Origin of the sequence: Brevibacillus sp. B_LB10_24 (genome assembly GCF_046036945.1) — a bacterium.
In the GTDB taxonomy this organism is placed as follows: Bacteria; Bacillota; Bacilli; order Brevibacillales; family Brevibacillaceae; genus Brevibacillus_C.
The window spans coordinates 117,734-140,713 of sequence record NZ_JBJQOQ010000009.1; the positions used below are offsets into that span (position 1 = coordinate 117,734).

General features: G+C 53.0%; 24 protein-coding genes. 2 read left to right on the forward strand and 22 right to left on the reverse strand.

Translation table 11 applies throughout. The annotated features are described in order from the left end of the window. Positions 1 to 154 precede the first annotated feature (154 nt). The 8 genes from ACI7RC_RS10950 to ACI7RC_RS10985 all read right to left on the reverse strand — a co-directional run bounded on the left by ACI7RC_RS10950 (position 155) and on the right by ACI7RC_RS10985 (position 7,647). Entirely contained in the window at positions 155 to 2,098 is a 1,944-nt protein-coding gene (locus ACI7RC_RS10950) for a TOMM precursor leader peptide-binding protein (protein ID WP_408108273.1), read from the reverse strand. Continuing rightward, complete coding sequence (locus tag ACI7RC_RS10955) at positions 2,095 to 4,011, reverse strand: putative thiazole-containing bacteriocin maturation protein (RefSeq protein WP_408108274.1); 1,917 nt, start codon at positions 4,009 to 4,011, stop codon at positions 2,095 to 2,097. Before ACI7RC_RS10955 ends, ACI7RC_RS10950 begins: the two co-directional genes overlap by 4 nt. Before the next feature lie 62 nt (positions 4,012 to 4,073). Continuing rightward, positions 4,074 to 4,442, reverse strand: a complete 369-nt coding sequence (locus ACI7RC_RS10960; protein WP_408108275.1) for a hypothetical protein — start codon at positions 4,440 to 4,442, stop codon at positions 4,074 to 4,076. Positions 4,443 to 4,451: 9 nt separating this feature from the next. After that, positions 4,452 to 4,727: a hypothetical protein gene (locus tag ACI7RC_RS10965; RefSeq protein WP_408108276.1), complete on the reverse strand. Its 276-nt coding sequence runs from the start codon at positions 4,725 to 4,727 to the stop codon at positions 4,452 to 4,454. Positions 4,728 to 5,074: 347 nt separating this feature from the next. Beyond that, the gene (locus tag ACI7RC_RS10970) at positions 5,075 to 5,719 is read right to left on the reverse strand and encodes a DedA family protein (RefSeq protein ID WP_408108277.1); all 645 of its coding nucleotides are present in this window, start codon (positions 5,717 to 5,719) and stop codon (positions 5,075 to 5,077) included. 252 nt (positions 5,720 to 5,971) lie between these two features. Next, complete coding sequence (locus ACI7RC_RS10975) at positions 5,972 to 6,730, reverse strand: SDR family NAD(P)-dependent oxidoreductase (protein ID WP_408108278.1); 759 nt, start codon at positions 6,728 to 6,730, stop codon at positions 5,972 to 5,974. A gap of 43 nt (positions 6,731 to 6,773) precedes the next feature. Beyond that, on the reverse strand, positions 6,774 to 7,196 hold the full coding sequence (locus ACI7RC_RS10980; protein WP_408108279.1) for a MaoC/PaaZ C-terminal domain-containing protein: 423 nt from the start codon (positions 7,194 to 7,196) through the stop codon (positions 6,774 to 6,776). A 13-nt stretch (positions 7,197 to 7,209) separates the two neighbouring features. Then, positions 7,210 to 7,647 (reverse strand): MaoC family dehydratase N-terminal domain-containing protein, encoded by a 438-nt coding sequence (locus tag ACI7RC_RS10985; protein WP_408108280.1) that lies wholly within the window; start codon positions 7,645 to 7,647, stop codon positions 7,210 to 7,212. 266 nt (positions 7,648 to 7,913) lie between these two features. On the opposite strand from ACI7RC_RS10985, the gene ACI7RC_RS10990 reads away from it, so the two are divergent. Beyond that, entirely contained in the window at positions 7,914 to 8,315 is a 402-nt protein-coding gene (locus ACI7RC_RS10990) for a PaaI family thioesterase (protein ID WP_408108281.1), read from the forward strand. Between the two features lie 55 nt (positions 8,316 to 8,370). On the opposite strand, the gene ACI7RC_RS10995 is transcribed toward ACI7RC_RS10990, so the two are convergent. The 8 genes from ACI7RC_RS10995 to ACI7RC_RS11030 all read right to left on the reverse strand — a co-directional run bounded on the left by ACI7RC_RS10995 (position 8,371) and on the right by ACI7RC_RS11030 (position 15,671). Then, positions 8,371 to 9,654, reverse strand: coding sequence for a TRAP transporter large permease (locus tag ACI7RC_RS10995; RefSeq protein ID WP_408108282.1), 1,284 nt, complete (start codon positions 9,652 to 9,654; stop codon positions 8,371 to 8,373). Between the two features lie 12 nt (positions 9,655 to 9,666). Next, entirely contained in the window at positions 9,667 to 10,260 is a 594-nt protein-coding gene (locus ACI7RC_RS11000; protein ID WP_408108283.1) for a TRAP transporter small permease, read from the reverse strand. A 49-nt stretch (positions 10,261 to 10,309) separates the two neighbouring features. After that, positions 10,310 to 11,329: a TRAP transporter substrate-binding protein gene (locus ACI7RC_RS11005; protein ID WP_408108284.1), complete on the reverse strand. Its 1,020-nt coding sequence runs from the start codon at positions 11,327 to 11,329 to the stop codon at positions 10,310 to 10,312. Between the two features lie 12 nt (positions 11,330 to 11,341). Continuing rightward, a complete protein-coding gene (locus tag ACI7RC_RS11010) occupies positions 11,342 to 12,409 on the reverse strand; it encodes an Ldh family oxidoreductase (RefSeq protein ID WP_408108285.1) in 1,068 nt (355 codons plus the stop codon). 7 nt (positions 12,410 to 12,416) lie between these two features. Next, positions 12,417 to 13,163 carry a FadR/GntR family transcriptional regulator gene (locus ACI7RC_RS11015; RefSeq protein WP_408108286.1) on the reverse strand — a complete coding sequence of 249 codons (747 nt, stop codon included), beginning with the start codon at positions 13,161 to 13,163 and terminating at the stop codon, positions 12,417 to 12,419. Next, complete coding sequence (locus ACI7RC_RS11020; protein WP_408108287.1) at positions 13,148 to 14,095, reverse strand: hydroxyacid dehydrogenase; 948 nt, start codon at positions 14,093 to 14,095, stop codon at positions 13,148 to 13,150. The genes ACI7RC_RS11015 and ACI7RC_RS11020 overlap by 16 nt, the downstream gene beginning before the upstream one ends. Positions 14,096 to 14,173: 78 nt before the next feature. Beyond that, positions 14,174 to 15,349 carry a UxaA family hydrolase gene (locus ACI7RC_RS11025; protein ID WP_408108288.1) on the reverse strand — a complete coding sequence of 392 codons (1,176 nt, stop codon included), beginning with the start codon at positions 15,347 to 15,349 and terminating at the stop codon, positions 14,174 to 14,176. Position 15,350: 1 nt separating this feature from the next. Continuing rightward, positions 15,351 to 15,671: a UxaA family hydrolase gene (locus ACI7RC_RS11030; RefSeq protein ID WP_408108289.1), complete on the reverse strand. Its 321-nt coding sequence runs from the start codon at positions 15,669 to 15,671 to the stop codon at positions 15,351 to 15,353. A 228-nt stretch (positions 15,672 to 15,899) separates the two neighbouring features. Between ACI7RC_RS11030 and ACI7RC_RS11035 the strand changes: the two genes are divergently transcribed. Beyond that, the gene (locus ACI7RC_RS11035; protein WP_408108290.1) at positions 15,900 to 16,892 is read left to right on the forward strand and encodes a selenium metabolism-associated LysR family transcriptional regulator; all 993 of its coding nucleotides are present in this window, start codon (positions 15,900 to 15,902) and stop codon (positions 16,890 to 16,892) included. A 68-nt stretch (positions 16,893 to 16,960) separates the two neighbouring features. Here the strand turns inward: ACI7RC_RS11035 and ACI7RC_RS11040 are convergent, their stop codons facing one another. From ACI7RC_RS11040 to ACI7RC_RS11065, 6 genes are all read right to left on the reverse strand, one after another. Then, entirely contained in the window at positions 16,961 to 17,413 is a 453-nt protein-coding gene (locus tag ACI7RC_RS11040) for a PTS sugar transporter subunit IIA (protein WP_408108291.1), read from the reverse strand. Between the two features lie 81 nt (positions 17,414 to 17,494). Beyond that, positions 17,495 to 18,946: a PTS galactitol transporter subunit IIC gene (locus tag ACI7RC_RS11045; protein ID WP_408108292.1), complete on the reverse strand. Its 1,452-nt coding sequence runs from the start codon at positions 18,944 to 18,946 to the stop codon at positions 17,495 to 17,497. A gap of 28 nt (positions 18,947 to 18,974) precedes the next feature. Then, a complete protein-coding gene (locus tag ACI7RC_RS11050; RefSeq protein ID WP_408108293.1) occupies positions 18,975 to 19,286 on the reverse strand; it encodes a PTS sugar transporter subunit IIB in 312 nt (103 codons plus the stop codon). 41 nt (positions 19,287 to 19,327) lie between these two features. Next, complete coding sequence (locus tag ACI7RC_RS11055; protein ID WP_408108294.1) at positions 19,328 to 20,350, reverse strand: zinc-binding dehydrogenase; 1,023 nt, start codon at positions 20,348 to 20,350, stop codon at positions 19,328 to 19,330. A 218-nt stretch (positions 20,351 to 20,568) separates the two neighbouring features. Next, the gene (locus ACI7RC_RS11060; RefSeq protein ID WP_408108295.1) at positions 20,569 to 22,464 is read right to left on the reverse strand and encodes a Cas5 family CRISPR-associated protein; all 1,896 of its coding nucleotides are present in this window, start codon (positions 22,462 to 22,464) and stop codon (positions 20,569 to 20,571) included. After that, entirely contained in the window at positions 22,461 to 22,964 is a 504-nt protein-coding gene (locus tag ACI7RC_RS11065; protein WP_408108296.1) for an RNA polymerase sigma factor, read from the reverse strand. Before ACI7RC_RS11065 ends, ACI7RC_RS11060 begins: the two co-directional genes overlap by 4 nt. Between the last annotated feature and the right edge of the window lie 16 nt (positions 22,965 to 22,980).

Here is a 22,980-nt window from a genome sequence, read left to right on the forward strand (position 1 = left end):
CATGGTTTCGTCTCATTGCATTGTATGGAAAATGCATCAAATTTCCTGTGTATGTATCACGGTTCAATCAACTATTTGTCGTTGTGTAGCTTGCAGTCTAAACAAAGCAAAAAAGGGCCCGGAAAGGCCCTTTTGCCTGCCTCCTCATCACGGTTCATGGAAACGGATGGGGATGTGGGTTGAGCTGCTCGGGCGTCAGCGGCTGCTTCGCATACCCAAGTTCAGCCGGTACGCGCAACACCCGTTCCAGCCCAGTCAACCGCGTTAAGTGATAGCCAAACGTCATCGGCAGCATCCCCGGAATCAGCACTTTCACGCAATGCAGTCCGTTTCGCAGGATTTCCGGGGAAGTCTGGTCGACCACGATCACATCGAGGTTCAAACGGCGAAAGGCCTGTAGAAGCCCCTTCAGGTCATCGGTCAAGTCCGGATTCCATGCTTTCTTTTTATATTCCTGGTCAAATGTTCGCAGCGGACGATTTTCACCCAGTAGGAAGTGCAGGCGTTCTTCCGCTTCCGGCAAGCTGTACAGCATCGAGTGATCTTCCATCTTTTTCACCAAGGTTGGATCGTCCAGCATTTGCCTATACGTATCGCGGTTCGCCTCAAATTTGTCGTTAAGTCCAATCAGCATGCTGGCCACCTCATAGATCGAGCCTTTTACCGCCCGAATCGGATCGGGGTGGGCTCCGGCCGCGCAGATCAGATTGACCCCCTTTTTCTTCCTGTTTTTTCCTATCGTCCAAACGCTTGGAATTCCATGCTCCAGCGTGGCGTTGTACAGATACAGATCATATCCCGCTACCGCCCGCACACGCTCAATCATCAAGTGCAATTCCGGGTCGTTTGCGGAATCAAGGTCAAGGCGCGGGAGAGGCAGTTTTGCATACCAGGGAAGCAGGAACGCATCTCTCTCCACTACTTCCAAAATGCCGTAGAAAATAGCCTCCTCCAGACTTCCTCCCAGCGCGCAGCCGTTGGAGGTTTCATAGACGAAGCCGCGACCGCAGCCCACGCTGTAATAGGCGAGCAGTTCAGGAACCAGGATCGGACTCTCTTGTGATAAAGAATACCCCCATACCCAATCCATGACCGAGTCCGGAGAATACGACGCAAACGGAAAATCGGGTAGCGCGTACTGTTCTTTCGAGTGCAGCCCCACCTTCACAGGATCAAGCGCCTGTTCTGCCAGATTGCGGTAACTGTCGCGGATGAACGTCCGTTTGCCGCGGGGCGCCATTCCGCAATACCGCTCTAATGCTTCCAAAATGGCGGTAAGCTCGCTTTCGGCATAGGAGAGAGTCCGCCCTGCTGTCCCCTCGTCCCCGATGAACAGCGGCAGATTCACGCTCATATCGGCAAACGGGGAGATGAGATCGCGCATTTTCCCATTGATTAAGCCAGTCCGATAATCGAGATAATCGTTGAGCAGGCCTTCCTTCAATTCGCCCATCGGACGGCAGCGGTAGCTGTCAGCGCTGACTTTGGGGCTGGGTTGCAGAGTGATTTTCGCAGCGATCGCGGAATCGACGGGCAATTGACCGCATAGGCTGCACAGCGGGTCAGGCAGAATGAAATGGCGTGAACACGTTAATGTTTTCAGGTTGAACAAAAATACCTGTCCATCCGACAGAGGCTGATTGTCTTGCAGTACGTTTTGCACCTCACCCTCGATCAGATGAGCCATCTGCAAGAGCCCTGTGCGGGAAGCCCATAAATCACGCGGTATCCCGCCACGCTCATTCAGGTCCTGCCGCAGTTTCCAAGTTTCCTCGCGATCCGGTCCAGCCATAAAGTGCCGTATATCCGCACACTGCGTGCATCCTGGTGTACCCGGGCGAACCAAAGGCCCGACGATGCCTTCGCCAAATAATACGGAGCCGCGGAGCCAGGGGACTTTCGCTCGCTGCAGAATTTCTGCCGCCTCATGATAAAACGCCGGATTCCACCCGTCGTGCAGCACCACTGCCAGATCAATCCCATCCCGCACCCCTGCCTTCAGATCACGCTGGCGCTCCACCCGGCACTGGGCAGATAAGGATCGGCACACATCGTCCGCCAACAGTCCTTCGCCGACAACAAGCACGACAGCGCTCATCGCGTCCCCTCCTCTCGTAACGCCACGCCGAAAACGCCTGCAAGCTCCTCTTGTAAAAACGGTTCGATTGCCAGATCGAGGAGCATGAGCCGCTGATTGTTCTTTTTCAAGGTCTGCAAGGCTGACTGCAAAACGTCAGGTCGAGCCGTCTCTTCATATGCGGGGAAAATCGCACCATGCTGCACCTTTTCTGAAAGAAGCACGGACGATGCCTCCAAAGCCTCGCTGCCCATACCTGCCGATTGATTTTGCGCCTTCGTCAGAGCATGCTGCAGCGCTTTTCTCAGCGCTGCTGTCACATGCAGGCCAACGCTGCCATACCAGCGGTCGTTTGTCCCCACCCAAACGACCGGAAAGCCTAAGACTTCAACGCCTAAGCCGATTGTCGGCGCTCCTTGCAAGGTGGCGAGCGCTTCTAAATAAAACCGGCAGCGATCATCTTCCACTGCGCTTGCTTCCACCGGAAAAACAGTTGGCTTTTCAACCAGCTGTTGGTTGGCCAACTCCTCAGCCAAACATTTTTGCAGCCCTCGGCAGACGGCTTCTGCGACCGTTTCTCCCGCTCCCACGCCAACTCCGGCATATCCCAGCGGCACTATCATCCGTGTCACGTACGCTTCGATTCCAGCGAGACCTGCATCCCGCCGCGCCTCCTCATGAGTCAGGCCCGCGCAGACTACATCCGGCAAGAGCTCTGCCGGTCCCCGAGAGAGCGGATCAACCGCCTGAACGCGGCACAGAGCCAGCGGCAGCTGCTTCATATCACCTTCATCCAGAATATGGAGAATCCCTGATTCTGCCGATGTTATCGAGCTGAAAAAAGCAAACAAACGATTCGTCTCGCTTCTGTCGGAACTCGTTTCGAACAGCAAATGAAGATCTTGAATCTCTTCGGGCGCTTTCTGTCCGGTCACCATGGGATGCGGAATAAAGGAATACCAGGTGCCTTCCCATGTCTCCAAATCAAGCAGATAGAATGTGTTCTTCCATTCCGACTCGTACACTTCAGTTACCATTTTTATCCATTCAAATACAAGCACATTGGCCAGCATGGCTCCGGCCGTGGAAGAGAAGGCAATCCGCTCTGAATCCTTGCAAACTGCAGATCGGTGGATGCGACGCAGTGCGGACTCCCAACACCCCTCAGCGTCCGGATGCACGAGCGGACCAGCCAAACCGGCTTGAAACAAGCATATGGCCGGGGCAAATACTTTGCGCTCCTCCCGGCAAATGGCATGAAGCATGCGCAGTTCCTCAAGATCTCCCTCCTGCGAGACATAAAAGATCGAGTCAAACGGCTTTACTGCCTCCCGCCAAAAGCCCTCTTTCTCCCGCTGCAGCGCAATCTCCCTGATCTCCACCTCCGGGTCGGATTTGCGGGCATCGTCGGCAAGTTCCGCCAGCTTCTGCCGATCGGTCGGCATAGATTCGGTCAGCAGCACATGAAACTTGGGCAATCCCGATTCAAGCAAGGCCGCAACCAACGAAACAAAAAAAGGCCCAGAGCCGATCGCCAAGACTTTGGACTGACGGTATGTCTCAAACCGGTACACACCCGACCCGCCGAAGCTGTCCAAAAATTCGATTTGCGCTGCGTAGGTTTTTCGCACCTCCTCTGGCAGTTGATGCGGCCTGTCTCGGCTTACATCCTGCGCGAATCCATTTTGGTACAAGCTTTCGGCAATCTCGTATACTCTGTCACGGTATTCATCCGGCAATCCATCCGTCAGCTCGTGCAAGGTGTGCTCCCCGTTTAATACCGGAATCAGCTTTTCGATCCACTGATCAATGGCGCTGCCTTCCATACGAAACGACCCCAAGTTATTCCGAAAATAGACGCTGCCTTTCGGGTCAGGGAGAAAAAACGTGTCCCCTTTCACTTTCAAACGCGTTGAAGGGTCTAAACCTGCCATTTCACTCCTCCATTCTCAGATGTTGCGTATGCCATCACTTTCACTGATATCCTATGTACTCCTCATTGTCCTTCTTGCCTATTTGTTTCTGAAATCCGAATGGAAATGAAAGAACCCCTGCCAGCCCAAATTTCTGCTGTGTACAGGGGTGACCCTTTGATTTCTTGCACCCATTCAAGAAACGAGCCTACCTTTTCCTCAAAAACCGCCGCACCGTCCACAGCGTTCACCACAGCGGAAGCAGCTCTCACCGCACCGTCCGCCACAGCTGCACCGTCCACCACAGCTGCATCTTTCGCCACATCGACCACCGCATCGTGGAGGATCATCGCTGCTATCGCATCCGCAGCTCGAAGACCACATTGCGCTCGCCCGGAAGTCACCAAGATGCAATCCGCGGAGCTCTTTTTTAAAATCACCCATTTTGACAACCCGCCTCTTCAAAATAATGTATAGAGTACTACTAGGAAAACACCTGCCTGCCCAAATTTTTGCTGTGCACGGGGGTACCCTTTCTTTTCCTTATCCTCAAAAACCGCATCTGCCGCAAAAACCACACCTGCCGCAAAATCCGCACCTGCCGCAGAATTCCCCGCACCTGCCGCAGAATTCACCGCATCTGCCGCATCCACCGCATCCAGCGCATCCAGCGCATCCACCGCATCCACCGCATCCACCACAGCGGCAGAACTGTTGAGGATAGCTTGCCATTTCATAGGCCGAGGACGACATTTTACCTGCCCGGTAGTCACCAAGATGCAATCCGCGGAGCTCTTTTTTAAAATCGCCCAATTTAAAACCCACCCCCTAAAAAAATTCTAGGTTACTAGGCATCATAGCTATATCTGCTTTAGATATATGAATCATTGCCAAATGTCGGCACGACGCAGTTACCTATTTTCTTAGATTTCCGCGAAAGTCGGCCTGCTTGATGACTCGATCGATCCGGTTGGCCTCGGTCTTTTGGATCGCGATAGAATATATCCATAAAAAACGCCGAAAACCCTTATCATAAAAGGATTTTCGGCAAGAGAACAGCATATGAACCTCACTCTTAGACTCTCTAATTTTTCAGGTATTCTCTCAAACGCTGCAGGGCTTGTTTGGACAGCCGATGCAGCTCATGCCTGTATTTCACACACTGCCACAACAGGATAAAGGCGGCGCATCCCAGCAGGATGCTTCTGGTGAGCGAATGTGCGGAAGCGCTTTGGATGAGCTTCCAATTGGGCCCCAGCTTGTTTCCAAGTGTGACGAAGGTGAGCACCCAGACCAAGGCACCACTGTAAGAATAGAGTGCGTAAACCCGAAACCGTATGTTCAGAATGCCCGCGATATACCCGGTAAAGTGCCTTAGCCCCGGTACGAAAAAAGCGATAAACATGACCTTGTTGCCGTATTTTTCAAACCACCGGGAAGCTTTGGCAAGCTTTTTCGGTCCCAGTAAGAAGCGGGACCCGTATTTTTCAAAAAAGGGACTGCCAAACTTGCGTCCGACGCAGTAGGAGAAGGTTGATCCCAGTATGGTTCCGGAAACGGCTGCCAGCACGCATACCGCCCCATGCAGCTGTCCTTGATAGGTCAGGAAGCCCGCATAGCTCATCGCAAGCTGGCCGGGAAATGGGAGGGCGATATATTCGAGTAAAAGGCCAATAAAAAGTACCCAATAGCCGTACCCTTGAAACCAAGCTGTCACGGATTCCAACACGTTTTCTCCTTCCTTCAGCGGGGGCGCCAATATACGATCAGCAATACTCTTTATATTACCTTTTTTCACCCCATAAAGAAACGGCTGCAGACTGGCTGCCCCCCTTTTTTGCTTCTGGAACCGTATCTGATCGCTCCCTGATGGAAGCCTCGATGGATATAAAAAACAGGCCGCTGCCCGGCGGTTCTTCGCCTGGTTAGCGCCCGTTTTGGGTTGCAAGTGCCAAACCTTCGTCACCCATGCCTCACATCGTCAGATTCCTCCGCGAACATACAGGACTTGGCCGGTGATGAAACTGGACTCCTCCGAGACGAGAAAGAGGACGGCATTGGCGATATCAATCGGCTTGCCTGTTCTCCCCAGCAGCGACCGCTCTGCCGCTGCCTGTTTAAACGCTTCAAATTCGCTTCCGACCCGCTCCGCCGTCGCCTTGGTCATATCGGTTTCAATGAACCCGGGGGCGATCGCGTTTACGTTGATGTTGAATTTGCCAAGCTCGATCGCCAGCGTCCTGGTAAATCCCTGCAGGCCAGCCTTCGCTGTGGCGTAATTGAGCTGGCCGCGATTGCCCAGCGCTGAGGTGGAGCTGAGATTGACGATTTTGCCGTACCGCTGCGGCACCATGTACCGCTGGGCCGCCTGGGAGGCGTAAAATGAGCCTTTCAGATGTACGTTCATCACCGTATCCCAATCCTCATCCGTCATTTTGTGAACCAGATTGTCCCGGATCACCCCGGCATTATTGACCAGAATGTCAAGACGTCCAAACGTGTCGACTGCTTTCTGCACCATCTCCTCGACCGACTGCCGCTCGGTGATGTTGCACGGTACGGCAATCGCCTCGCCGCCGGCCGCTTTGATGGCCGCCGCCGTTTCTTCGCAGGCGTCAGCTCGGATGTCGGTCACGACGACTTTTGCCCCTTCTTCCGCCAGCCGGCCGGCCGTTGCCGCCCCAATGCCCCTCCCTGATCCCGTAATAATGGCTACTCGATCTTTTACTCTCATATTCATTCTCCCTTCCGTTTCACATCCCGATATTCCGGGCCGTGTCGTTTCATTGCACTGCCGGCATCGCGTACTCGGCATGTCCCCGGACTGCCTTTGTTCCTCCTTGCGTGGCAGCCCATACCTCACAGGAAACGATCTGCTTGCCCGCCTCGACCCGGGTCTCAAGCACGCGGCCTTCGCAGGTGATCTCATCTCCGGGGCGGACCATTCCCGTAAACCGGACACCGAATGTCCGCAGCTCTCCTTCGATACCGATGACATCTGTCAAAAGTTGGCCGACAAACGCCATGGTCAGCATGCCATGGGCGATCACACCGCCTAGTCCCGCCTCAAGGGCAAACTCTTCGACGGTATGAATCGGATTGAAATCCCCTGAGGCCCCGGAGTACATGACCAATTGTGTTTTGGTGATCGGCGGTTTCGTCAACGGCCCGATCGTCTCGCCCGGTTGAAACAGCTTGTTTCCCATCGCCATCCCCCTCCTATCCCCGGTAGATCGTCGTCATCTTCGCGACGAACGCAGTCTCTCCGGATTCGTTGACGCCTTTTTGCTCATGGACCAAGAATGTCATCCGCCCCAGCTTTCCTTCCTTGTCGTAGACATCCACCAATTTCGTCGAGCAGTACAGCACATCGCCGGCGCATATCGGCTGGAAGTACCGGAACTCCTGCTCGCCGTGAATCAACCCTTCGCGCTTTATGGTGAAATCAGGGATGGCACCGTAGTCGAAAGTGCGGCTAAATGTCGGCGGTGCGATGATCCGTCCGTACCGGGTGGTCTTTGCGTACTCCTCGTCGCGGTAGATCGGATTTGGATCTCCGATCGCATCGGCAAATTTGCGGATGGCCCCTTTCTCCACTTCGTTTTTGACAGGCTTTGACTCCATTCCGACAAACCGTTGAAACAACTCTGCGCTCATCCAATTCCCCCATTCCTCGGAATTTTAACTGACCGGTTAGTATGTAGGCATAGTAGACATTACTATTATATTCAAAAATATCAGTTAATTCAAACATTTTCGCGAATTGGTCTATTTTTCGGAAAAGAAAGCTGCTATGATACTAGTTGGGCTTCTCTTTTTTCTGTAGAAGGAGTAACAGGATTTGAACATCGGATGGAGATCCGGGGGCTGGTTGTCTTTGACAGCTATGAACCCTATTATAGAAAAAAAGGAGTGGAGAAAAAGTGGAGACGAATTATCTGCAGGAACTGAAACATGACTTTTCTGACGTACCTTTTTGGCGGCACGTCGGCTGCGTGATTGAAAGCATCGAAGAGGGGCAGGCGGTGCTGTCGCTTGCCATCCAGCACCACCACATCAACGGAAATATGACCCTCCACGGGGGCATGTACGCCACCCTGCTCGACAACGCGATGGGCCTTGCTGCCCGTTCCCTCGGCGAGCGGAAAGTGGCCACGACCAACATGAGTATTCACTACCTCGCAAGTATTGGCGAGGGTACTATCTACGCCCGGGGCCGGGTGGTCCATACGACCAAGCGGACGATTACAGCCGAAGCAAGAGTGGAGACGGCAGACGGCAAATTGCTGGCGATGGGGACAGGCAGTTTTCGCGTGCTTAAATGAGAGCTTTGCCTGAGGCGGCAGCCCCCATCCTTTCACAGGATGAGGGGCTGCTGTGCTATGGTCCGAGCAAACCGGGAAGCCACATGGATATCTGCGGGACGTAGGTGATCAGCAGCAAATCTGCCACGAGCAGCAAGATAAAGGGGAAGATCCCGCGAATCAGATGCTCGAGTGAAATTTTGGCGATCCCCTGTACAATGAACAGATCGAGCCCGACCGGCGGGGTAATCAATCCGAGAGCGAGGTTGACCACCATCACCAATCCAAAGAAAACGGGGTCGATTCCCGCTGTTTTGATCAACGGCAGGAACAAGGGCGTTAAAATCGTGATCGCGGCAGATGCGTTTAAAAAACAACCGGCGATGAACAGAATGATGTTGATCAACAACAAAATCATGTACTTGTTGGATGTGACCCCCATGATCAGAGCAGCCAATTGCCCGGGGATCTGTTCTGCGGTCAAGAGCCAGCCAAAAAGATTGGCCGCAGCGATGATGAACACAATCATCGCTGTCGTGATTCCGGCGCTCATCAGAACCTCGGGCAGATGCTTCCACTTTACATCCCGGTAGACAAACATCCCGACGAACAGGGCATAAGCGGCTGCGATCGCTGCGGACTCTGTCGGGGTGAACACTCCCGAGCGGATCCCTACGATGATGATCACGGGAAGCAGAAGCGCCCAGATCCCTTCTCTCAGAGCTTTTCGCAAAGTAGTCAGTTCAAAAGCGCCCCCTTGATCGTCATACCCCCTTTTCTTCGCTGTGAAGTAGTTCATGCCCATGATCGATAACCCGATCAAGATTCCCGGAACGATGCCGGCTGTGAACAGAGCGCCGATGGATACCCCCGCTGTCACACCGTAGACGATCATCGGAATGCTGGGCGGGATGACCACGGCGATTGTACCGGCCGTTGCAATCGTCGAAGCGGCAAACGCCTTGTCATATCCTTTTTTTTCCATAACAGGAATCATCATTTTTCCGACTGCCGCCGTATCGGCAGCCCCTGAACCGGAGATTCCGGCAAAAAACATGCTGGCCAGCGTAGATACTTGGGCCAGCCCCCCTTTCAGCCACCCTACGCACGCGAATGCGACATTGGTAATCCGCTGGGCCATCGACCCCGCCATCATCAGCTCCCCTGCCAGCATAAAAAAGGGAATCGCCAGCAGCGGAAACGAATCCACCGCAGTAAAGAATCGCTGCGCAACGACAGTTAACGGGATCGGCACGGAACTGAGCCCGACCCCGCCAATCGCCGCCAAAGACAGAGAGATGGCGATCGGAACGCCGATTCCCATGAAGACAAACAGCAATACAATCACCGGCAAAACCATCCGGACCCTCCTCTACCCGATTTTTTCCGCCATAGCGGGCTCTTCTTTTCCTCCTTCGCCAACAGCTTCCCCTAACCTCTCCTTCCGATGCAAATGGACAGCCCCCATAAGCGATGCAAACGAATGGATCAGGCAAACGGCAGAACAGAGCATGATCGAAGCGTACATCGCCGACATGTTGAGATGCAGCGAAGGAGACAGCTGCCCATTGGTGATTTTCGCCATCTCGATCCCTTTAACCAGGAGAACACCGAAAAACGCGGAGTTAAGCACTTCGACCGCGAGACTGCATCCCCGCTGCCACCGGGAGGGAAAGAAATTCGTCACGATCTCCACCTGCGCATGACCTTTGCTTTTGTACACGACGCCGATTCCCAAAAAAACGATCCAGATAAAGAGATAGCGGATGGCCTCCTCCATCCAGGGAAAATTCAACGCAGCCAGATTGGCCTTGGGCAGCACATTGGCGAAAAAAGAACTTTGCAGGGCATACCGCGAGAACACTTGGTAGATCGTAGCCAGAAAAGCCAATCCCATAAAAGCGATGACAACGTATCGGGACAGTTTGTCGACCCATTGGCTCAGCCTGTTTAGCGATGCTCTCATGTGAAAACCTCCCTTGGGGAAAGTCGGGGAAGGACAGAGCCTTCCCCTGTCAGTTCGTGTTTCTGATTTTTTCGATCAGGTCCTTGCCAATGGAATCCTGCATCTCCTGATAAACGGGTTCCACCGCTTTGCGGAAGGAGTCGAGATCCGGATGTTCCTCCACCGTCATGCCATCCGCTTTCAATTCCTGCAGGAACTTTTCTTCCGATTCCTGGGAGACTTGCCGCTCATAGGCTCCCGCTTCTTTGGCCGCCTCTTTCACTACCTGCTGCAGATCGGCGGGCAGCTGCTCGAGGGCCGCCTTGCTCATCAGGAAAATAGCGGCATCGTACGTATGAGCATTCAGCGTCAAGTACTTTTGCACTTCCTGAAATTTGTTGGTTGCGATTTGAGCCAGGGGATTTTCTTGGCCGTCCACGACTTTCTGCTCCATCGCGGTGTACAATTCGCCGAAGGGGATCGGAGTGGGTGTTGCACCCAGAGCGTGGACGAAGGAGATGTAGGCGGGCGACTCCTGTACGCGCAGTTTCAACCCTTTTGCATCAGCTGCGGTTTTGATCGGCCTGACATTGTTGGTCAGATGCCGGTACCCGTTTTCCCAGAACGCCAAATTCACGATCCCTTTTTGCAGCAGGTCGTTCGATAATTCTTGGCCGATCTCGCCATCGAGAGCTTTGATCGCCTGCTCCCGGTCGCGGAACAGGTAAGGCAGGCTGAGGACGTTTAATTTAGGGGCAAAGTTGGCGACAGGAGCAACCGAGCCGACGTGGAACTGAATGGTGCCCAGCTGCAAGCCTTCGATTTGGTCGCGGCCGTTTCCAAGCTGGCTGCTGGGAAAAATGTCTATCTGGATCCTTCCCTTTGACTTCTCCGCGACGATTTGTTTAAATTTCTCCGCCCCCAGTTGATAGGGGTGTTCTCCCCCCTGGAGATGCCCCAGCTTAAAGACAAACTCCGGCCTGGCGGAAGCGGCGATTGCCTGGTCAGAGGCCGCTTGCGGAGCGCCGCCGCAGCCTGCGATGACCAAGATCATGCTCATCAGAAGCATTCCGATCGTTACTCTCACCATCTTGATCCCCCTTTATTGTTGTTCACGTGTAAGCAGCAGCTTTTTGGGAAACGCTACCTCCAGCTCTTTTCCCAAAGCGGCCAATTCCTCTTCGACCTCTGGCGGCAGCTGGATTCCTTTGGATACCCGTTCTGCATGCTCCTTTGCCCTGCGCTCACCGGGAAACAGGATTTCTTTCACCTCGGGCATCCGGGGAACCGCTTTCATCTCTTGCAGCAAGACGTTCATCAGATGGGTAAAATGCTCCAGCGGCATAAATTTCTCCACGTCAAGCAGCAGGAAAAAGTGGCCCACATTCGCTCGCCCGCCGTCATCGTTGTACAAATTTTGGACATGCGGCCCAAAAGCGGCTCCGGACAAAACCCCTGTCAGCACTTCGACCGCAAGGGACAGAGCGTAGCCCTTGGCCCCGCCTGCCGGCAGGACAGCACCGGCCAGTGCCTCCTCAGGGTCTTCGGTTTCCTCTCCGCGAGCATTGATCGCCCACCCTTTAGGGATTGGGTGTCCCTGTTTGGCGGCCAAAATGATTTTCCCCCTGGCGACCACGCTCGTCGACATGTCAATGATCACCGGCGCCTCTGTTCCCGTGGGAAATCCGAAAGCGATCGGATTGGTCCCGAAGAATGCCCTCGCCCCTCCCCACGGGGGGATTCCCGGCGGAGAATTGGTGAAGACCATTGCAGCCAGTCCCTGGTCGCATGCCATCTGACAGTAATAGGAAGCGGCCCCGAAATGATTGCTGCCTCGAACCGCGACGACTGCCGCTCCGGTCTCCTTGGCGATCGCTATCCCCTGCCTGCAGGCGTGAACGGAGACGATCTGCCCCAGACCGTTGTCTCCGTCTACCAGCAGGACGGACTCACCCGTTTTTTGCATCGCAATCGCAGGATTTGCTTGAATCCTCCCTTCCTTCATCCGTTTCGCATAGATGGGCAGCCGGCTGATGCCATGGCTGCCGGTGCCCTCCAAATCAGCCCGAATCAGTGCATCTGCCGCGACGGAAGCGTCTTCCCCGCCTACTCCCAGCCGCTCGAATACAAGCCTGCAAAACAACTTTAATTCTGCCGCAGTATGTGTCATCGTTCGTTCACTCACGTTCGATTTGTTTTTGGCGAATGATTGATTTTTCCACGCTGTCCAAATGGTCCAGCATCAGCTGTTTGGCTGTGTCTGCGTCTCGCAAAAGGATCGAATCAACGATTCTGCCGTGCTCTTTGATCGATTGCGCGGCCCGGTCCGGAATCCGGATCGATTCGTTTCGCGCTTCGCCCAGCAGGTCGATGAGATGCAGCATGATGCGGTGCAGAACCGAGTTCCCGGACATGCGGGTCAACGCGAGATGAAACTTGTGGTCCAACTGGGCCAGTCCCGCATAATCCCCTGACTTGAGCGCCTGTCTGCTGTCAGCCAACATATTGGTCAATTCTGCTTCGCATGCGGTATCTACATGCTTGATGGCCCATTCGACCGCTTGTGTCTCCAAAACCTTGCGAATCGCAAACAGCTCGCTGATCTGGTCATGTTTGACGAAAAAAGCCGAGGTGATCTTGGCAAGCTGGGTATCGGCGTCGGCGACAAAGACGCCGTTTCCGTGCTTGATGTTCAGGTAGCCTTGAGCGGCCAGTATTTTAAAAGATTCCCGGATCGTGTTCCTGCTGACATTCATCAGCTGAGCCAATTCCCGTTCGCCCGGAATTCGTTCACCGGGAGCAAACTTTCCTTCATCTATCAACTGTTTCAGATAATCGACGACAGTGTCTGAGATATTCCTGCGCTCTACTCGAAACGACTCGAACATGTTCTCACCTGTATTCTCCTTTACCGAACCTGACAAACGCTTGGCTCTCCCCGCAGCACTCTCCCTATCTCCTCCGCGATCAAGACCGCTGTCCTCGTCTGTGATTCTTCCGTTACACCTGCGATATGCGGGGTGACGGTCACGTTTTCACAATGCAGCAGCGGATTGGCAGGGTCGGCAGGTTCTTTTTCCAACACGTCCAGCACGGCGCCGGCAATCGTTCGCTCCGTCACGGCCGCAAGCAGAGCGGCTTCGTCAATAATGCCGCCCCTGGAAGTGTTGATGAGGTATGCCGCTTGTTTCATTTGCTGAAATTCTCGCGTGGACAACATCGCTTTGGTCTGGGACGTCAACGGAACGTGGATGCTGATGTAATCGGATGTCTGCAGAAGATCAGCGAATGAGACAAGTCCGATCCCTGTCTCGGCGGCGGGAAAATCAAACGGCGTGACAAAGGGATCATACCCGATCACCTGCATGCCGAATGCCAGCGCCCTTTTCGCGACGCGGTGGGCAATCTCGCCGATTCCGACCAGCCCGACTGTTTTTGTGTACAATTCCATTCCCGTAAACCGCTTGCGGTCCCAGTTTCCCGCTTTGACATCCCGGTTGGCTGCATGCAGGGGACGGTTTGCCGCAAGCATCGCCGCCATCACGTATTCCGCCACGGAAACGGCATTGGCGTTTTTGGCGTACACCACTTTTATGCGCAGGGCACCGGCGCTGTCCAAATCGATATTATCCAGTCCGACGCCGAGCCGGCCGATGACTTTCAGATTGGATCCGGCCTGCAGCAGGGCGCGATCCACCCTTGTTTGATTGCGCACGATCAGGGCGTCTGCCTCCCTCGCTTTCTGCAAAAGCCGGACTTCATCTCTCCACAGCGTCTGATCGTAGTCTACCTCGGCGTATTCCCTGATTCTGTCAAGCCCTTCCGGCCAGATGAACTCGGTTATCAACACTTTCACAGGAAGCCACCCCATCCTGGCTGTGAGGCAAGGGAACCCGCCTTGCCTCACGTTTTCACAACGGTTTTGCTGATATGACTATATGCTGACGCCCACGCGATGGATCGCAAATCCGGTCTGCTCGTGCAGGATTTCGCTCTTCGTCAGCTTCCCGCTGCAGGTTTCCAGCACTTCGTCGTAGATGAGCTCTCCGGCCTGTTCGATCGTCAGCTCATCCCGGAAGATCCCGCTCAGATCCAGCTCCATGGTGTCTTTCATCAACGCAAAGGATTCGCTGTTGCCGGTGATTTTGATCGTCGGCATGATCGGGTGTGATATCGTATGCCCTCCGCCTGTGCTGAAAACGAGGACCTGTGCGCCTGCAGCCGCAATGCCCGTAATCGATTCGCTGCCGTGGCCCGGCGTGTACATCACGTAGACGCCCGGATCTTTTTGCGTGCATTCCTCCGCATATTCCAACCCGTTGATGATCGGAGCCGATCCTGACTTCATGTAAGCGCCAAGCGATTTTTCCTCGATCGTGCTGAGTCCGCCCAGGATGTTGTCGCCGGTCGGCTGCGATCCCCGGATGTCTTCGCCGCTCGCCAGCGCCCTGCGCTCCAGATGCTCAATGTAGCCGACGATTTTCTCTCCGACCTCTGGGGTGACGGAGCGCTGCCTGATGTACTCCTCCGCCCCCATCAGTTCCATGACTTCCGCCAATACAGAGCGCCCGCCTTGGGAGATGATTTTGTCGGAGCAGACCCCCAGGGCCACATTGGAGCCAATGCCGGAGCTGGTGTCGGACGTGCCGCAGTTCAACCCGAAGAGCAGATTGGAGACGCTGACCAGCTCCCTTTTTTGCTTGGACAATTCGCGTTTGATGTACAGGGCTTTTCGCGTCGCTTCCGCCGTCGCCTCAATCGCACCGCCCGCCTTCCTGATGTTGACGACTTCAACCGGCTTTCCTGTCTTGGCGATTTCGGCGGCGATATCCTCGGCCGTACATCCTTCTTCCCGGAAGTGATCGATCACCACGACCCCGCCGACATTTGGGTTCTTCCCCATGCCGACCAAGGTTTTAAACGTCATGCGCAGGTCCGGCCTCACCTGGCAGCGGCCGAGAGGATGGGTGATCGCGACAGCTCCGTTGATGGTGGCGGCCACCCGTTCGGCAGTGGAGTTGGCGTAAATCGTGCCGGATAGGATCAGAATGGTGTTGCGAATCCCGACCGACCCATTCGGCCGGATGTATCCCCAAAAAGTGTCACTCATCTCAAAGCGCCTCCTTTGCCGTAGCCACCTGGTACAGATCTCCGCGGCCGCGGTTGCTTTCGATATTGTGGATGTGGACGTGGTCGCCGACTTGGATATCCGTCAATGCCGTTCCGATACTCAGTCCGTATTTCCAGATCGTGTCGCCCTGGCGAATCGGGCGAACGGCGATCTTGTGACCGTAGGGAATATCCTTCAGAATCTCAATGGATTGAATCGCTCCGTCAAGCTCCATTTCCACCACCCGCCCTTTTGCCATATTCCTGCTGATGACGGTTCCGGTGTTGTCCTTTGGACTGATCACGTGAATCTCTCTTGCCATGCCGAGGCCTCCTTTATTGTTTTTCTGTATGCATTGGTCGGAGTTGCGATGGTCAAATGCTCCAACCAATTTTGCCTGAGCCTATTAAAACACCGCCGTTTGAATTTAGACAATAGTTTCCGAATATTTTGATTTATTGTAATATTCAATAGGACAAATTGGGATTCCCAATGATCACGATCCCTCTTCCTGTGTTATTGTTACAAAAAAAGGCAGGGTGATTTGGCAGTGAACCTCGACCATTTGAAAGTCTTTTATGTCGCGGCGATGAAAAGAAACTTCTCTGAAACGGCAAAAGTGATTCACCTTTCGCAGCCAACCGTCAGCCAGCAAATTCAGCAGCTGGAATCAACCCTATCGGTAAAACTATTTGAACGAACGACGAAATCGATCAAATTGACAGATTCGGGAAGGGTGCTCTACGATTACGCCGAAAAAATTTTGCAGCTGGTGGAGAAAGCAAAGAGAGAGCTGCACCTGCTGTCCCAGTCGATTCACGGAGACTTGCAGATCGGGGCCAGTCTGACCATCGGCGAGTACATCCTGCCTTATCTTTTGGGGAAATTTTCAAAGGAGTACCCCAAGATCGACCTGCTCATGAAGACGTACAACTCCACGAAAATCGTCGAACTCCTGGAGAACAGGGAGATCGATCTGGGTTTTGTCGAAGCGCCCGTCTCGGGTAAAATCCTCTCTCAATGCCCGTTCCTGGACGATGAATTGGTGGTGATTGCATCAGCACTGGAGCCTGACCCTAGGCTTGAAAACAGGGATTGTATCACAGCCGAGGAGTTGTTCCAGCTTCCCGTCATTCTCAGGGAACCCGGGTCTGGAACGAGGCAGGTCATAGAAAATGCGCTCCGCCAAAACAACCTTGATCCTGGGAAACTGCAGGTTGTGCTGGAATTGGGGAATACCGAATCGATCAAAGCCACCGTAGAATCCGGGTTGGGTATCTCTATCATCTCCCGGTCCGCCATTCAAAAGGAACTGAGGTTAGGCAGCCTGAAAATGATGAAGATACAGGGGATCCATCTCCAACGTTTTTTTTCGATCGTGTACGACAGGAGCAGGGTCATGCCTGTCCATGTGGAGGCTTTCATGCAATATGTACTGAAGCATGCGGATCTCTTGGGGCATCAGCTGCGTTTGCAAGGCGCGGCGGCGGAACGCATGTGTCAAAGCGGCGTCCAAGTCGATTTTCACCATGCGATCAAATAAAAGAGAGAACATCTCAGACCGAGATGCTCCCTCTGTTCGTTTGAAGCCGGGTTCTAGCTGACCAAAAATCAAGATGCGAGATGCGGAAGAAGCACCCCGGCAACCTGCTCAGCGGTTGACGCTTCTTTAATGCTTTTGAGCAGAGAGCCGTTCGACAACACGCCCATGATGTTCTTCAAAAGTTCAAGCTGCTTTTGCGGATCGGCGATGGCCAGCAGCATGACCAGCCCGACATCCAGTTTCTTTTCGGCATCTCCCATCATGCCAAAGGATACCGGTGTTTCAAGTGTGGCAATCGCTATACCCGATTCCTTGACATGACTGCTGTCTGTATGGGGAATCGCGATAAACACTTCTTTGCTCGGCAGTCCGGTAGGATACTGTCTTTCACGTTCCACCACCGCTTCGCAATAGCTCTCCTTGACTATATCGTGAGCCAGAAACAAATCGCTCAACTGCTTGATAACCTCTTCTGCGCTGGCTGCTTTCGACTGCAGCACGATAAATTCGGGACGTAACATCGCAACCTCCTCTTTAGTAAACCACCTGGTTTTGCCCGCGCCCAGACTTGCTCGTTCATGCGGCCGCCTGGAAGCGGGACGTCATCCCATCTGCGGGGCCTGCTCTTGGTTCGGCTCTTTCTCTGAAGTGCTGCCGTATAAAGCGCTGCGTTCCAGATAGTCCACAATCGCTGCTTTCTTTTTCTTGAACAGCGCGTAAGCCACAGCGTATATCGCCAGGACAACGCCAATCCACAGCCAGGATTGCGATAAAAAGGCGAGGAAGATCAGTGCCGTTACCGGCGAAGTCAAAATCCCGAAGCTAGTGATGAGCAGGGTTTCCGCCGGGATGGTGACGCCGACCCCTTTTGCCACTTCCGTAAACAGGGGCGCCGTATAGGTAGCCGCGTACAGCCCGATGCTGAACCAAATGGCTCCGATGATGACAGATTTGAAAATGTTGCCGTTGGTAATCGCGACGACACCCTGGATCATGAAGGGCAGCGCGATCAAATCGACCAGCGGCAGGACTTCATTTCCCGGCAGGATCAGCGCCAAGACGACCATGATCGGGATGAGCAGGATGCCGGAGGTCAGCGTTGCCGTCTCCCCGTACCCCATCGCGTCATTTACGCCCAGATACCACTCTCTGGATTTGTCGCCGGATTTGCTGTTGGATTTCTTCAGATTTTTCTTGGCCGTCTCCGTCAGCGGAAGGAACGCCTGGGCAAAAATGCTGGATACCTTTGGAAAGATCACCATGATCGCGCTCGTCGCAATTCCGACAGTGGCGATCTGTCCCCAGGAGGCCAGTTGGCCCAGATTCGTCAGATTGCCCAAGAGCCCGAGCAAAAGGCCCAAAATCAAGCCCAGGGAGATCGGTTCCCCGAAGATGCCCAGCCGCTTTTGCAGGGCGTCCGGACTCAGGTTGATTTTGCTGGCGCCCAACTTGTTCAGCACCCAGTTGAGGGCGATGGCGAAGGGAATGCTGCCCACGTGATGAAGCTGGACGATCGTGACGCGCGGATACTGAAAGTACGTCGACCACCTCTTCGCAAACAATTCGGAAAAGAGCAGACTGTACAGGTTCAGCACGATCATGCAGGCAATCGCCAGGAACATGCTGTCGGTGATCAGGTACACCATCGACCCCCAGACCATGTAAGAGTAATTGTTCCACAAATCGCCCGGCTGAAAGACATTCGTCCACTTGATGGCAAACAGGAAGATTTGCAGCACGAGCGCAAGCCCGAGGAAGATCATGCCTACCCGTGTGGAATAAGCGACGATCGCCGTGGCTTGCCAACCGATGTCAAAGACGGGAAGGCTGACCCCGGTGCTTTTTACCATATTTTGGACAACGGGCATGATAATCGGAATAAAGGCATTGGTCAACAGGTTGAAGCCAAACAGACCGATTCCGGCATAAAGCGCGGAATAGAGAGCTTTTTTCACTTCCACTTTCATCGCCAGCGAGATGATAAAGATGACGACCGGAACAAAAATGGGAGCGCCAAACGTGTCAAAAATATCCTTTAACGTCTGCAGAAACATACGGGTTGACTCCTCTCAGGGCCGTGGTTTAGTTGGCTTCGCGCGCCTGAATTTGCGCGATCACGCTGCGTACTTCTTCCAGAAACTCCTCTTCCTCCAACCCCGTCAGGAAACCGACGCCGTTGATGACCGGGATGGGGATGTTGTCGGGAACGGGAGTCGTATTGACGACGAAATCGTAGTTCCCTTGCTCCACATGACTGATGACTTGGGTCGGTTTTACTTCCGTTGTGACGATTTTGATCCCGTCCGCCGCCAATGCTTCCTTTAATTTTTGCGCGACCATGGTCGAACTGACGGTACCGGAACCGCAGACTGTCAAAATTTGAATCGTTCTCATGTTACATCATCCTTTTCTTTTCCCTATTTTTTGAAAACAAACTACGCATACACAACGGCATTCTTGATCGCCAGGCCCTGCGCGTGGGTGCGGATCGCCTGCTCAATCTCCTGCAGCCGATACTCTTCATTGACAAAATCGGATGCGGAGATGACGCCCCGGCAAATCAGGTCAAAGGCGGCCTTCACATGGCGCGGTGTCGTATGGAACACGCCCTTGATCGTGATTTGCGAATAGTGCAAAAGCTTGGTGTCGAAAGTGACGGTCGTTCCCGGCTTGGGACCGCCAAACAGGGTGGCAATCCCCCCTTTTCTGACCATGGCGACAGTCTTTTCCCACAACTCGGGAAACCCGGCTGCTTCAATGGCGACATCCGCTCCCCGCTCCTCTTCGGTATAAGCTCGTACGGCTTGGACCTGGTCGGAAACATCGCGGATGTCGATCGTCACCTCTGCCCCCAGTTTTCGCGCCAGCTCAAGCCGCTTCGGGTGCAGGTCAGTTGCGATGACGCGAGCGCCGCACAGCGCCGCCAGGCGAATCAGCATCAAGCCGATCGGTCCTGCCCCGTTCACCGCTACCGTGTCGCCGAGCTTAATCTCCGACTGTTCGATGCCGTAGAGAGCGCAGGCAAACGGTTCCGTCAAAGCGGCATCCTTAAAGGACACCTCGGGAGGGATGCGGAAGGTGTTTTGGCTGACGATCACTGCCGGAATTTTTTGAATCTCGGCAAAAGCCCCCAGGTTAAAGGTGATCCGATCGCAAAGCGAGTGCTGCCCTTGCTTGCAGAAATAGCAGATGCCGCACGGGGCAGAGTTGTGGGCGACGACGCGGTCCCCGACAGCAAAGGGGGCGCCTTCGCCAACCGCGATCACCACGCCGGCCGATTCATGTCCAAACGGCGCAGGCGGTGTCCAATAGGGGTGGCCGCGAAAGAAAGTCTTCACATCCGTACCGCATGTCAGGGTTACCCGATTTTGCACAACGATTTCACCCGGGCCGGGAACCGGGGACGGACGTTCCTCAATCCTCACATCCTCCGGCCCGTAATACATAGCAATCTTCATGGCAGACGCTCCTTTTCCTTTCGTCCTCGATGCCCTGCAGCCAATTTTTGGCGGCGGTGGGCATGGCAAGAATGTGATCATAGTTTAACTTGATTAATCCGATGAGTCAACTATGAATTATATCTATGAGATAAACAAAAGAAAAAACGCTCAGCCGCGGGCGTGAGCGGTTAGCGTTTGGATATCGGTGCGAAGTTTGAGATTTTTGGAGCTTCCCATTATCCTCGAGATGGATTCATCATCGTATCGATATTGTTCGATTCGGGATCGAAGCGGAAAAATACGTCCCGATCCTCCATTTCCGTATAAAAGATCAACTTGCCGTCTTCCCAGAAACGAGTGTGCACGGTCTGGGGCATACTGCCTTGAATGTGCCGGGACAATATCGTTTTTTGTTCTCGCTGCAGATGATAGACGACAACATCCTCCTTTCCGTCTATTTCCATTTCAATCGCAATATATTTTTGCTCGGCATCGATTATCATCATCGTTGAATACGGGACATCTGGAAATGTATCTATTTCTTTATATTGTTTTGTTGCGACATCATAACGGATCAGGCTCAGTTCTGCTGCCTCATCTTTTTGCCGTTTTAAGGTAAACCATAACGTTTCCGTCGATTCTTGATATACGATGTTGCAGATCTCCCCATTCGTCCAATTTTCTTTCTTGGGCAAATCCTTTAGCTCCAGTACTGGTTGCGGTTTTCTATCACCGTTTACTGTCATGTATATGCCCTCTCCCCATATGCTAATGACGAGATTGACTTTTTCCTCCATATTGTCAATCCTGTATCCTTTCGGCCCCTCTGAAAGAAAGTAACGTGTTTTGCTGATTTCATAATAAGGCTCATAATAGGATAAATAAGTCTCGGCATCCACAAACTGCTCTCTATCAAGTACGCCGCTGTCTAGCAGTTTGTATCCGATTTGCCGGGGGTTCGTTCCTTTTAAATATCCCGGATCGTAGCTGAAAAAGGAATGAGCGTAATCTTCGTCCCGATAAATAAGCGCTTGTATCGACCTCGCTACGATGTCTTCCGGTGTCGATTTCGATGTTGAGATTTCGAACCGCGTCAGTTTCTTCCATACCTCATTCGTATGAAATACCTTATACACAAACAAGGTGCGATCATCCCGGCTCCATGTCGGCTGTTCGAAAGTATATCGAGCCTGCTGCTTCCCTTCGATCATTTTGCCTGTCTGTTGGTCCCAAGCGTCAGAAAGCTGGTTTTCTGTCAGTTGTTTTTTCGTGTTAAAATTTGTATCCGCTATCCAAACGTCTTCAAGCAATGGATCGCCTTGCGATTTGACGTAGGCCACATAAGAGCCGTCATTAGAGACAGCAGGATATTTTCCGGTATCGAGCACTTTTTCCTCTCCGCCGCTCAAGTTTTTGGCAATAATCTGATTGTCTCTTTCAAAAAATAGTGTATTTTTACCTGACACGTAAGCGGGATACGTTCCCTCTGCTACGTTGCGAATTTCTCCCCGTTTTACGTCCAACTCTGCAATTTGCCCAGGCAGGCTCACCTCTCCTTGCTCATTTAATTCCGCCCTTTTGACAAAGACAATCCGCGTTCCGTCCGGCGACCAAGAAGGCGTTTCAAAAAAGCCCTGTTCCTTCCCTCCCGGAAGCAGCAGACGGCTTGTCTTGAGATGGATCTCATACAAATACAAGCTTCCCTCCTGCACATAAACCAACTGCTTCCCGTTTGGAGAGACCCGAACAAAACGGATGTCACCGTCCGCCAGTTTATAAAAACCGTTATTTCCGTAAGCATATAATCCTTTTTCTTGTAACGGAAAATAGATGACTCCCCCGTATTCTGCCACCCCTGCGCTATTTTCTTTGCCTAATTGTTCTATCAAGGAAAATTGATTGGAAAGCTGAAGGGAGGCTGCTTCTACTTTCGGGATAATCTGTTCGGGCTCCCATACCGTTCTATATAAAACGAGACATAACAATGCCGCCGCAATCCCCGTCCATCGTAAAAAGTGTTTCTTCCCGGGTTTACGAACAAACGAGTTGCGAAGTTTTTGCTTCAATTCTTCGTTAACGGGAAGACCCTCTTTCAGTTGTTTAACGGTATCATTCCATTGTGATTCGTTCATCTTTCACCCTCCATGCAACGGTTAATGAATTGTGCCATTTTTTGTCTAACTCGTTGGGATTTCACTTTTAGCCATGGCTCTGTTTTACTGAGCATCTCGCCGATTTCTGCGTATTTCAAACCGACGATATACTTCAGATTCATCAGCTCTCTCTCATCCGGCGTAAGGGAGAGCAATGATTCCTGTAAACAATCGTTCCTGGGGTCCGCCTCTTGGAAAAACATCGAGACCTGCGTATAGCCATATACTTCCGGATCGTGTCCATAGGCTACTTCTTTTCTTTTTCGGTAATAATCGATCACCGTATGGCGGGAAATGGTCAGCAGCCATGATTTCAGATTCGATGCTTCTATGTTTTCGGATTGAAATTTCCGGAACGCTTTGCGAAATATTTCGCTGACGAGATCGTCCGTATCCCATCGATTCCCTGTTTTAAACAGGACAAAGCGATATACGTCGCCAAAATATTCATCATACATCGCTAAAAAATTCTCGTGCACGAGAAAATCCCTCCTT